Here is an 11,431-nt window from a genome sequence, read left to right on the forward strand (position 1 = left end):
GTAGCATACCATCGCGGACCGGCGCGCCGCAGTTGACGAAGATCAAGCAGGGGAGTTGGATAGGGGGCTTACCGATGAATCAAGGAGAGCAGGCAGATGGCAAAGCGTATCCAGTTCCGCGCCCACGGCGGTCCCGAAGTGCTCGAATATGTTGACTACGAACCCGCTGCACCCGGGCCGAACCAAGTGCGCGTGGCCAACCAGGCGATCGGCCTGAACTTCATCGACACCTATTACCGCAGCGGCCTCTATGCGCCACCCGCGTTGCCGTCCGGCCTGGGTTCGGAAGGCGCCGGCACCGTCGAGGCAGTGGGCAGCGATGTTACCCGCTTCAAGGTCGGCGATCGCGTTGCGTACGGCAGCGGCCCGCTCGGCGCCTACAGCCAGGTGCATGTTCTGCCGCAGGACAATCTGGTGCATCTGCCCGATGAAATCAGTTTCGAAACCGCCGCCGGGGTCATGCTCAAGGGCCTGACCGTGCAATACCTGCTGCGCCAGACCTACGAGCTGCAGGGCGGCGAAACCATTCTGTTCCACGCCGCAGCCGGTGGCGTCGGCTCTCTGGCCTGCCAATGGGCCAAAGCGCTGGGTGTGAAACTGATCGGCACCGTCAGCTCGAAGGAGAAAGCCGACCTGGCCAAAGCCAACGGCGCCTGGGCCACCATCGACTACAGCCATGAAAACGTTGCCGAGCGCGTGCTGGCACTGACTGACGGCAAGAAAGTCCCGGTGGTATATGACGGCGTCGGCAAGGACACCTGGCTCACGTCCCTGGACAGCGTGGCACCACGTGGCCTGGTCGTGAGCTTCGGCAATGCTTCGGGCGCGGTCGACGGCGTCAATCTGGGCATTCTCGCCGCCAAGGGCTCGTTGTACGTCACCCGGCCGACGCTGGCGACTTACGCCAACAACGCCGAGAACCTGCAACGCATGGCCGACGAGCTGTTCGAGATGATCATCAGCGGCAAACTGAAGGTCGACATCAGCCAGCGCCATGCACTGGCGGATGCAGCGAAAGCACAAACCGAACTGTCGGCACGGCGCACGACCGGTTCCACAATTCTGCTGCCATAACGCCTCAAGTTGATACTCGGCGAACTCTTCCATGAATTCGCCGAGTATCTTGGGGCTATATCAAGTACATCTTGCGGTGGAGTTTCTTCGCTGCCGGCCTACGGCCGGCAAACTTCCGGCGCAACTTCTTCGATTCATAGACAAGCCATTTCTCAGCCCACTCTTCAATCACTGGCGGATCAATACTGGCGGTTGTATTCATCACGATACTCCGGCTGATGCGCGTTCATGTTCACAGGCTGATCCAGGGCCATCAGGATTTGTCGCCACTCGGCCGACAACAGCCAATAATCGCCACGGGCACGTTGCTCGATATGCATTGCCTGCGAAGCGATCGGTGTCAGGCCGAAGCGCTGATACAGTTGCCGCTGTGGCGATCTGCACAAGGCCGTCACGCCCTGATAGCCGCGATCAATCGCCCATTCGGCGGCGGTGGCGAGCAAGCCATTGACCGACACCGGCCTGTGCTGCTGGGAGTGGGTGATCAGGCGGCTGAACTCCACGTGTCGCGCCAGTATCCCGGTTGGAGAAACATGATGCTGGGCCAGTGAAGCCCACTCGAACGGCGCCGGAGTTGCCCGCAGCACCGCAATGAGCTGGTCACGCTGATAGAGCAGAAAGTGCGTGCTGCGCGAGGTGATCGCCAGTCGGGTTTCCAGCGCCCGGGCTCTGGAGGTGAGCATGTAATGCTGCAATCGCAGGCGAAACTGCCGATTGATGAAGCGTTCAAATTCCCCGGCATCCGACCCCGCCTCAAGAATGGCCACACGATAATCGGCCTGTTGATTCTTGAGTGTTTCCTGAAAGCCCTGCAGATAATCCTTGAGGTGTAAATCCGTAATATCCATTACTTCTCCGCAGCCATTAACATTTCGAAGTTGCTTCAAGCACATTGAAAGAATGGTTGCTTTTGAGAATCTCGCCACTGCACGCGTTCTGATAATCACGTGGGAAAACTTACATATATTGCAGACTCAAAGATTCGTCTGACGCATGAAAGAACAATGGCATCGGATAACTTTTAAACAGACACGGGAATAAACCGCTGGCATCCGCAAAACTCCTCGGCGCTGGCACCGAGGAGTCCGCAGAAAATACAAAAAGACTGGCGTCAGTCAGGGCGAATGACGTTACCGGTGGCCAGGTCGCGGATCACGCTGGGGTTCTTGCGCCCGCCAAGGCTACCGCCCAGGATCAGGTCGACCTGACCACGAAAATACTGCTCGACCCGTAAGCGCGTGCGCGCTGGCGGCCGTCCCTGTGGGTTGGCTGATGTTGAAATCAGCGGTCCGACCAGCGAGCACAAATCGCGCACCTGCGGATGATCACTGACCCGCAGCGCCACCGTATCATGCACGCCGGTGACCCATTCCGGCAACAGGTTCTGGTGCGGCACCAGCCAGGTGTTCGGCCCTGGCCAAGTGCTGGCCATGCGATCGATCCAGTCCTGCGGGAAATCTTCGAACAGAAAATCGAACTGGCGGATGTTGTCGGCGACCAGGATCAGCCCTTTGCTCACCGAGCGATTCTTGATCGCCAGCAAGCGGTCCACCGCGTCTTCATTCCACGGGTCGCAACCCAGCCCCCAGACGGCTTCGGTTGGATAGGCAATCACCGCGCCGGCGCGAACTTCACGCGCGGCTTGTTGCACACGCCAACTGTTGACCATGAAAAACTCTCCACAAACAGGTTTCGCGCAGTTTACCGATCTTCCTCGTAAAACCTAGCTTGTCCGCGCCAGCCAGCGACCGTTTTCGCACACCGCACGGCCGTCGATCTCCAGCTCGGTCAGCGCCGCCAGCACTTTCGGCAGTGCCCAGCCGCAGCTCGCGGCCAGAGCCTCGCTGGTGTGCGGCGCCGCGTGCAGCAGCGCCAGCAGCGGGTGATCGGCCTGCCCCGCCGCTGTGAATAACAGTGGCTGCTGCCAGCCGCGCAGGGCTTCGAGGATATGTTCGATAGTCTCCACCAACACCGCCCCGTCGCGAATCAACTGGTGACAACCGCGCGCGCCGGGGTGATGGATCGAGCCCGGAATGGCGTAAACCTCGCGGCCTTGTTCGGCTGCCAGCCGCGCGGTGATCAACGAACCGCTGGCAACACTGGCCTCGACCACCAGCACGCCAAGGGATAACCCGCTGATGATGCGGTTGCGCCGGGGGAAGTTGCTCGGGCTCGGCCCGGCATCCAGCGGAAACTCGGAAAGCACCGCGCTGCCCGAGGCAATCATCGCCTCAGCCAGGCGTTTATTGCGTTGTGGATAAAAATTTTCCAGCCCCGTGCCGAGCACCCCCACGGTCAAGCCGCCAACATCCAGAGCAGCCTGGTGTGCAGCGGCATCGATGCCCAGCGCCAGACCACTGTTGATGACAAAACCGGCCCCGGCCAGACTGCGGGAAAACGCCGCTGCCGTATCCATCCCGGGACGCGAAGCGCGGCGGCTACCGACCATTGCCAACTGCGGTTTCTCCAGAATCGACGGATCGCCGGCAACGAATAACAGCGGCGGCGGATCGGCAATTTGCGCGAGCAACGCTGGATAATCCGCTTGATCCCACATCAGCACATGTTGATCGGGACGCTCTAGCCAGCGCATTGCGTGGCTGGCGCCGTCGCGCACAGTCGGACAGCGCCTTGCCTCGGCACAGGTCGCCGGCAACCCCAGCGAGCGCCAGGCACTGGCCGGCGCGCTGATGGCTTTCGACGCCGAGCCGAAGGCTTCGAGCAGTTTGGCAAACCGCTTGGGGCCGATATCCGGCATGCGGTGCAGGCGCAGACGCGCTTCCAGTTCCGCCGGGGAAATGGCCGTACTGACAGACAACATGAATGGATCATCCTTGATCGTTCTATGCTCCGAACCATTCGGAACAAGCTGTGGATAACTCTGTTGGTAACTTGTGAAGCAAGCTTACGGATTTCGCACCTTGTCGAGCACCGCCAGCGAGCGCGAAGCGTTGAGCACCAGGCCATAGCTGAGCTTGTCGTAGGTGCGGAACACCATCAGCAGGCCGGCGCGTTCATCGGGGATCTTCAGCGGCTGGCCGGTGATCCGGTCGCGCACGGTTTCGCCGGTTTTCATCACCGCCAGGACATTGCCTTCGGCCAGACCGTCACGTTTGCCCTTGTTCAGGGTCACCACGTCCATCACACCGATCTGCGTGACGCCGCGTGGCACGTCGATGATCAGCCCGTCGATGGAACGCTTCGGCGCGCTGGGCATGAAAGTCGAATTGATCGAACGTTCTTCACCGCCGAACAAGCGGTCACCGAGGCGGACTTCCTGGGTGGTGCGTTGCAGGGCGAGGGTGGCGACGTCGCCTTCGGTGGCAACAATCTCGCCGCCACCGATGTCGTCGGCGTTGATGCCGAGAAACTCCTTGGTCTGCGGATCGGTGTAGACCTTGCCCTGGCGGAAGATGCCGTACACCGGTTGCTCCGGATCGAAATGGCCACGGGCGAAAATGCGGTCACCGGTACCACTGAGCACGCGTTCGGCATCGCCGGCGACGATGTACGGCGCCTTGTCGAAGTCTTCGGCCTTGTCGACGATGCGGTTGCTCAACAGAAAGCTGTTGATCGATTTCAGCGGAATGCTCGGAATCGCCTCGGCCACCGGGCTGGTGCGAATTCGTGGCGAGAGTTTGATGGTGCCGCGCGACTCGCCACGATGGACGGTCAGTTGCGGCTGACCGTTGACGTAGCTGAGGGTCAGCGTGTCGCCCGGATAGATCAGGTTGGGGTTTTCGACCTGCGGGTTGGCCCGCCACAGTTGTGGCCACTGCCAGGGCTCGCGCAGGTATTTGCCGGAAATGTCCCAGAGGGTGTCTCCGGAAACCACTGTGTATTGCTGTGGAAAACCATCCCTGAGTTGCACTTGCCCTTGCGCGGCGCCGGCCGAAGCCAGAAGCAGCAGGGCGAGTAGTGTTTTCCTCATGCAGTGAATCCCTTTATCATGTGCATTCGCGTGAATCGTCAGAGCCCCCGTGGCTCGCTTCTGTTTTTCAGAAGCTACGCTTCACAACGGTAGCCTGCATCTTCGGACCCGCCAGGCCATCGACCCGACTTTACTCAACGTGTGCAGCAATCGAAGCCTATGGCCATTTTAAACATCCTCGAATTTCCGGACCCGCGTCTGCGCACTATCGCCAAACCAGTGGCTGTAGTGGACGACGAAGTGCGTCAGTTGGTCGACGACATGTTTGAAACAATGTATGAAGCGCCGGGCATCGGCCTCGCCGCGACCCAGGTCAACGTGCACAAACGTATCGTCGTGATGGACCTGTCCGAAGACCGTACCGAGCCACGGGTGTTCATCAACCCTGAGTTCGAAGCGCTGACCGACGAGATGGATCAGTATCAGGAAGGCTGCCTCTCGGTACCGGGCTTCTACGAAAACGTCGACCGCCCGCAGAAGGTCAAAATCAAGGCGCTGGACCGCGACGGCAAGCCCTATGAGCTGATCGCCGAAGGCCTGCTCGCGGTGTGCATCCAGCACGAATGCGACCACCTCAACGGCAAATTGTTCGTCGATTACCTGTCCACGCTCAAACGCGACCGGATCAAGAAGAAGCTGGAAAAGCTGCACCGCCAGAACGCTTGATGCCCCTCTTCAAAGGCTTGCTGCGGCAAGCCTTTTTCTTTTTATGAGACGCCTTTCATGATTGAGCCACTGCGCATTGTTTTTGCCGGTACCCCGGAATTCGCCGCCGAACACCTCAAGGCCCTGCTGAGCAGCCCGTACGAGGTCGTCGCGGTCTACACCCAGCCGGATCGTCCGGCCGGCCGTGGGCAAAAACTGATGCCAGGCCCGGTCAAACAACTGGCCCTGGAAAATAATATCCAGGTGTTGCAGCCGCCGACCTTGCGCAATGCCGACGCCCAGGCCGAACTGGCTGCGCTGAAGCCGGATTTGCTGGTAGTGGTCGCCTACGGTTTGATCCTGCCGCAAGCGGTGCTGGATATTCCACGTCTGGGTTGCATCAACAGCCATGCTTCGCTGCTGCCACGCTGGCGCGGTGCGGCGCCGATCCAGCGCGCGGTTGAACACGGCGATGCCGAAAGCGGCGTGACCGTGATGCGCATGGAAGCCGGGCTGGATACCGGGCCGATGCTGCTCAAGGTCGCCACGCCGATCAGTGCTGAAGATACCGGCGGCAGCCTGCATGATCGCCTCGCCGAAATGGGTCCGCCCGCTGTGGTTCAGGCGATTGCCGGTCTGGCTGCCGGCACTCTGCAAGGTGAAGTGCAGAACGACGAACTCGCCACCTATGCGCACAAGCTGAACAAAGACGAGGCGCGAATCGACTGGAGGCGTCCGGCGGTGGAGCTGGAACGCCTGGTCCGCGCCTTCAACCCCTGGCCGATCACTCACAGCACGCTCAATGGCGAAGCGTTGAAAGTGCTGGCGGCGACTGTGGCCGAAGGCACTGGCGCCCCGGGTGAAATCCTCAGCGCCAGCAAGGACGGCCTGATCGTCGCCTGCGGTGCCCAAGCGCTGTGCCTGACCCGCCTGCAACTGCCCGGCGGCAAAGCATTGAATTTCAGCGATCTGTTCAACAGCCGTCGTGAGAAATTCGCCGTCGGCAGCGTGCTCGGCGCTGCGGTGGACGCGCAATGAATCCGCGTCTGGCCGCCGCCAAGGCACTCGCTGCCGTGCTCAGCGGCAAGGCTTCACTGAACAGCTCTCTGCCGACGCAACTGGACAAGGTCGAGGATAGCGATCGCGGTTTCACTCAGGATCTGGCCTTCGGCACCGCACGCTGGCAGCCACGCCTGTCGGCACTGGCGGAAAAACTTCTGCAGAAACCGTTCAAAGCCGCCGACGCCGATGTCGAGGCGTTGCTACTGGTTGGCCTGTACCAATTGCTGTACACCCGCGTGCCGGCGCACGCCGCCATCGGTGAAACCGTCGGGTGTGCCGACAAGCTGAAAAAGCCTTGGGCCAAAGGTCTGCTCAACGCCGTGCTGCGCAATGCCCAGCGCGAAAGCGAGACGATCTTCGCCGAACTGGAACGCGACCCGGTGGTGCGCACAGCTCACCCGCGCTGGCTGCAAAAATCCCTGAAGGCCTTCTGGCCGCAACAGTGGGAAGCCATCTGCGCAGCGAATAACGCGCATCCGCCGATGATCCTGCGGGTCAACCGCCGCCATCACAGCCGCGATGCTTATCTCGCGTTGCTGGGCGAAGCCGGGATCGCCGCAGCGCCCTGCGTGTACAGCCGCGACGGCATCGTCCTCGAAGCCGCCGCCGATGTGCGCAGCCTGCCGGGTTTCGCCGAAGGCTGGATCAGCGTGCAGGACGAAGCGGCGCAACTGGCCGCCGACCTGCTCGATCTGGCGCCGGGGCAACGCGTCCTCGACGCCTGCTGCGCGCCCGGCGGCAAGACCTGCCACATCCTCGAAGCCGAGCCGGCGCTGGCCGGGGTGGTGGCGGTGGATCTGGAAGCCAAACGTCTGGTGCGAGTGAAGGAAAACCTTGAGCGCCTAGGCCTCAACGCTGAGTTGATCGCCGCCGACGGTCGCGATATCGATAAATGGTGGGACGGCAAACCGTTCCAGCGCATCCTGCTCGACGCGCCATGTTCGGCCACGGGGGTGATCCGCCGCCATCCGGATATCAAGCTGACCCGCCAGCCCGACGACATCGCAGCCCTGGCGCAACTGCAAGGCGAGCTGCTCGAAGCCATGTGGAAAACCCTCGAGGTCGGCGGCATCCTGCTCTACGCCACGTGCTCGACGCTGCCGACCGAGAACACCGAAGTCATCGCTGCCTTCCTCGAACGCACGCCGGGTGCGCGGGAACTGGATCTGGCCACGGCGGCCGGGATCAAGCAGCCCCATGGTCGCCAATTGCTGGCCCAGCAGGGCGGGCATGACGGGTTCTATTACGCCAAGCTGATCAAGATCGCTGCCGCGCGCGGCTAAACGGATTCATGGAGTGACTGGATGAAAATCATCATCCTCGGTGCGGGACAGGTCGGCGGTTCGCTGGCCGAACATCTGGCCAGCGAGGCCAACGACATCACCGTGGTCGACACCGATGGCGAGCGCCTGCGCGACCTCGGCGACCGCCTCGACATCCGCACCGTGCAGGGCCGGGGCTCACTGCCGTCGGTGCTGCGTCAGGCCGGTGCCGACGACGCCGACATGCTGGTCGCGGTGACCAACAGCGACGAGACCAACATGGTCGCCTGCCAGGTCGCGCACACGCTGTTCCACACGCCGACCAAAATCGCCCGGGTGCGCGAAGCGTCGTACCTCAATCGCGAGGAACAGCTGTTCCAGAACGAAGCGATTCCGGTCGACGTGCTGATCAGCCCCGAGCAGGTCGTGACCAATTACATCAAGCGCCTGATCCAGCATCCCGGCGCCTTGCAGGTGATCGACTTCGCCGAAGGCGCGGCGCAACTGGTGGCGGTGCGCGCCTATTACGGCGGGCCGCTGGTAGGCCAGCAACTGCGCCAGTTGCGTGAGCACATGCCGAACGTCGAAACCCGCGTGGCGGCGATCTTCCGCCGTGACCGGCCGATCCTGCCCCAGGGCGACACGGTGATTGAGGCGGATGACGAAGTCTTCTTCATCGCTGCCCGTGAGGATATTCGCGCGGTGATGAGCGAAATGCGCCGCCTCGATGAAACCTACAAACGCATTGTCATTGCCGGTGGCGGGCAGATCGGCGAGCGTCTGGCCGAGGCCATCGAAAGTCGTTATCAGGTGAAGATCATCGAGATGAGCCCGGCGCGCTGCCGCTACCTCTCCGACACCCTCGACAGCACCGTGGTGTTGCAGGGCAGCGCCTCGGATCGCGATCTGCTGCTGGAAGAGAACATCGCCGATGCCGATATCTTCCTCGCCCTGACCAACGATGACGAAGCCAACATCATGTCATCGCTGCTGGCCAAACGGCTGGGGGCGAAGAAGGTCATGACGATCATCAACAACCCGGCCTACGTCGACCTGATCCAGGGCGGCGACATCGACATCGCCATCAGCCCGCAACTGGCGACCATCGGCACCTTGCTCGCCCACGTGCGCCGAGGCGACATCGTCAGCGTGCACTCACTGCGACGCGGCGCGGCGGAAGCGATCGAGGCGATTGCCCACGGTGATGCCAAGTCGAGCAAGGTCATCGGCAAGCCGATCGAGAAGATCGGCCTGCCACCAGGCACCACCATCGGCGCGGTGATCCGCAACGAGAAAGTGATCATCGCTCACGACGACACGGTGATCGAAGCGGGTGACCACGTGATTCTGTTCCTTGTGGATAAAAAGCATATTCGCGATGTGGAGAAGCTGTTTCATGTGGGGTTGAGCTTTTTCTGACCTGAAGACAACGTTGCCCGTGATGGACCCTTCGCGAGCAGGCTCGCTCCCACAGGGGGAATGCATTCCAAATGTGGGAGCGAGCCTGCTCGCGAAAGCGGTCTGAAAGACTCGCAGATTTTCTGACGAACAATAGAAAGGACTCCGCCAATGCTCGAATCCCTGGAAAAAATGCTCGCCAAGGGTGTGGATAACGCTCTGTTGCGCTTCGGCCTGGGCAAGGGATATCTGGACCTGGGCGAAAACGCCAAGGCTGCCGAGCATTTTCAGCGTTGTGTCGCGTTCGACCCGAAATACTCGGCGGCGTGGAAGTTGCTGGGCAAGGCGCAGCTGGCGCTAGGCGATCACGCCGCTGCGCGTCAGGCCTGGGAGCAGGGCCTGGAGGCGGCCCGCGCTCACGGTGACAAACAGGCCGAGAAGGAGATGACGGTGTTCCTGAAGAAGCTCGAGCGACAGGCACCTTGAGCTACCGATAGCGCAAGGCGAGGCCGTCTGCATTAACCATCCCCAAGCGAAGTTGCTCAGTACCAGCGCGCTTCACCCGGCGGACGTTTCTTGAAGCGTTTCATGCTCCACATGTACTGGCTCGGATACGCCGCGACGTAACGCTCGACCACTTTGCTCATGGCCGCGCAGGACTCGGCGGTATCGGTGCTGTACATCGCTTCTGGCGCGGCTTCGAGAATGACTTTGTAGCCCGAGCCGTCAGGCAGGCGCAGGGCATGCAGGAACACACCGACCGCTTTGCCGCCGGCCAACATGTTCGGTACGAATTTGCTGGTCAGCGCCTGAGTGGCGAAGAACGGCACGAAAATCCCGGCCGATTCGGCCGGTTCCGGGTCGGCGGGGATGCCCACGGCCCCCCCCTTACGCACTTCCTTGATGACGCTGAGAATGCCTTCCTTGGTCGACGCCGCGACCTTGTTGCCCAGCTGCACGCGCTGTTTGCGCAGCAATTCATCCACTGCCTTGAGCTTCGGCGGACGGTAGAAAATGATCGGTTTGCACTGGCTGCAATAGAAGTGGTTGAGCACTTCCCAGTTGCCGAGGTGGCTGGTGATGCCGACCACGCCTTTGCCCGAAGCGAGCGCATCCTTGAGTACATCGAGGCCTTCGACTTCGCGAACCAGATCGATCGAGCGCTGCGCCGGCCAGATCCACGCGCAGGCGCTTTCGGTCAGCGACTTGCCGATGTCTTTCAGACTCTGCCCGACCAGACGCTCACGTTCGGCCGCATCCATCTGTGGAAAACACTTGGCGAGGTTGATCCGCACCACTTCGCGGGAACGGTTGGGGGTTTTCCACATGATCCAGCCGATCGCCGAACCCACGGCCTGCACGGCCCGCCATGGCAGCAGGGCAAACAGCCGCAGAGCGCCTACCAGCAAGGCGCCTTTAAACTTTTCCACAGGTCACTCCTGATCTTTGTGCTGTGCGAGGCGGGCATTCTAACCGGCGTTGGCGAGCTGCGCGTAGCGGTCGCAATCCTGGGTGTGGTCCATGACCATGCCCGAGGCCTGCATCAGCGCGTAGCAAATGGTCGGACCGACGAAGGTGAAGCCGGCTTTTTTCAGAGCCTTGCTCATCGCCAGCGCTTCGGGGGTGATCGCCGGGACCTCGCTGCGGTCCTTGAAATGATTGATGATCGGTTGCTCGCCAACAAACGACCACAGAAATGCCACCGGATCCTCCAGCGCCAGCCACGCCTGGGCATTGCGCCGGGCGGCATTGAGTTTCAGGCGGTTGCGGATGATGCCCGGGTCGAGCATCAGTTCGTCGATTTCGGCGTCGCTCATCTGTGCCACGCGCTGCACGTCGAAGCCGAACAACACCTCGCGATAGCGCTCACGTTTGCGCAACACAGTGATCCACGACAGCCCGGCCTGGAACCCTTCGAGCAAAAGCAACTCGAACAAACCCTGCGCATCGCGTAGCGGCGTGCCCCACTCCTGATCGTGATAAGCCATGTACAGCGGATCTTCGGTACACCAAAAGCAGCGTGGCATAAGGCTCCAGGGGGCGTGCGCAGCAACGAATC

General features: G+C 61.5%; 12 protein-coding genes. 6 read left to right on the plus strand and 6 right to left on the minus strand.

Features of this window, described 5'->3' with window-relative positions; translation table 11 throughout:
* Nucleotides 1-96: 96 nt before the first annotated feature.
* A complete protein-coding gene (locus tag AC4IHP_RS00470) occupies nucleotides 97-1,074 on the plus strand; it encodes a quinone oxidoreductase family protein (RefSeq protein ID WP_460122566.1) in 978 nt (325 codons plus the stop codon).
* A gap of 179 nt (nucleotides 1,075-1,253) precedes the next feature.
* On the opposite strand, the gene AC4IHP_RS00475 is transcribed toward AC4IHP_RS00470, so the two are convergent.
* The 4 genes from AC4IHP_RS00475 to AC4IHP_RS00490 all read right to left on the minus strand — a co-directional run bounded on the left by AC4IHP_RS00475 (nucleotide 1,254) and on the right by AC4IHP_RS00490 (nucleotide 5,005).
* Nucleotides 1,254-1,922, minus strand: coding sequence for a hypothetical protein (locus AC4IHP_RS00475; protein WP_460122564.1), 669 nt, complete (start codon nucleotides 1,920-1,922; stop codon nucleotides 1,254-1,256).
* Nucleotides 1,923-2,185: 263 nt separating this feature from the next.
* Nucleotides 2,186-2,743: an L-threonylcarbamoyladenylate synthase type 1 TsaC gene (gene tsaC, locus AC4IHP_RS00480; protein ID WP_460122562.1), complete on the minus strand. Its 558-nt coding sequence runs from the start codon at nucleotides 2,741-2,743 to the stop codon at nucleotides 2,186-2,188.
* A gap of 54 nt (nucleotides 2,744-2,797) precedes the next feature.
* Nucleotides 2,798-3,895, minus strand: coding sequence for a DNA-processing protein DprA (gene dprA / locus AC4IHP_RS00485; RefSeq protein ID WP_490830616.1), 1,098 nt, complete (start codon nucleotides 3,893-3,895; stop codon nucleotides 2,798-2,800).
* A gap of 84 nt (nucleotides 3,896-3,979) precedes the next feature.
* Nucleotides 3,980-5,005: a LysM peptidoglycan-binding domain-containing protein gene (locus tag AC4IHP_RS00490; RefSeq protein WP_490830617.1), complete on the minus strand. Its 1,026-nt coding sequence runs from the start codon at nucleotides 5,003-5,005 to the stop codon at nucleotides 3,980-3,982.
* Between the two features lie 159 nt (nucleotides 5,006-5,164).
* Here AC4IHP_RS00490 and def point away from each other — a divergent pair, with 159 nt between their 5' ends.
* From def to AC4IHP_RS00515, 5 genes are all read left to right on the plus strand, one after another.
* Nucleotides 5,165-5,671: a peptide deformylase gene (gene def / locus AC4IHP_RS00495; RefSeq protein WP_490830618.1), complete on the plus strand. Its 507-nt coding sequence runs from the start codon at nucleotides 5,165-5,167 to the stop codon at nucleotides 5,669-5,671.
* Nucleotides 5,672-5,728: 57 nt separating this feature from the next.
* Entirely contained in the window at nucleotides 5,729-6,688 is a 960-nt protein-coding gene (gene fmt / locus AC4IHP_RS00500; RefSeq protein WP_460122556.1) for a methionyl-tRNA formyltransferase, read from the plus strand.
* Complete coding sequence (gene rsmB / locus AC4IHP_RS00505) at nucleotides 6,685-7,995, plus strand: 16S rRNA (cytosine(967)-C(5))-methyltransferase RsmB (RefSeq protein ID WP_490830619.1); 1,311 nt, start codon at nucleotides 6,685-6,687, stop codon at nucleotides 7,993-7,995. The genes fmt and rsmB overlap by 4 nt, the downstream gene beginning before the upstream one ends.
* 21 nt (nucleotides 7,996-8,016) lie before the next feature.
* Nucleotides 8,017-9,393: a Trk system potassium transporter TrkA gene (trkA, locus tag AC4IHP_RS00510; RefSeq protein WP_016772381.1), complete on the plus strand. Its 1,377-nt coding sequence runs from the start codon at nucleotides 8,017-8,019 to the stop codon at nucleotides 9,391-9,393.
* Between the two features lie 150 nt (nucleotides 9,394-9,543).
* Nucleotides 9,544-9,858: a tetratricopeptide repeat protein gene (locus tag AC4IHP_RS00515; RefSeq protein ID WP_041476513.1), complete on the plus strand. Its 315-nt coding sequence runs from the start codon at nucleotides 9,544-9,546 to the stop codon at nucleotides 9,856-9,858.
* 56 nt (nucleotides 9,859-9,914) lie between these two features.
* Here the strand turns inward: AC4IHP_RS00515 and AC4IHP_RS00520 are convergent, their stop codons facing one another.
* Nucleotides 9,915-10,802 (minus strand): lysophospholipid acyltransferase, encoded by an 888-nt coding sequence (locus tag AC4IHP_RS00520; RefSeq protein WP_460122551.1) that lies wholly within the window; start codon nucleotides 10,800-10,802, stop codon nucleotides 9,915-9,917.
* Between the two features lie 39 nt (nucleotides 10,803-10,841).
* Entirely contained in the window at nucleotides 10,842-11,399 is a 558-nt protein-coding gene (locus AC4IHP_RS00525) for a DNA-3-methyladenine glycosylase I (RefSeq protein WP_217864775.1), read from the minus strand.
* Between the last annotated feature and the right edge of the window lie 32 nt (nucleotides 11,400-11,431).

This window comes from Pseudomonas sp. UF-293, assembly GCF_058245595.1.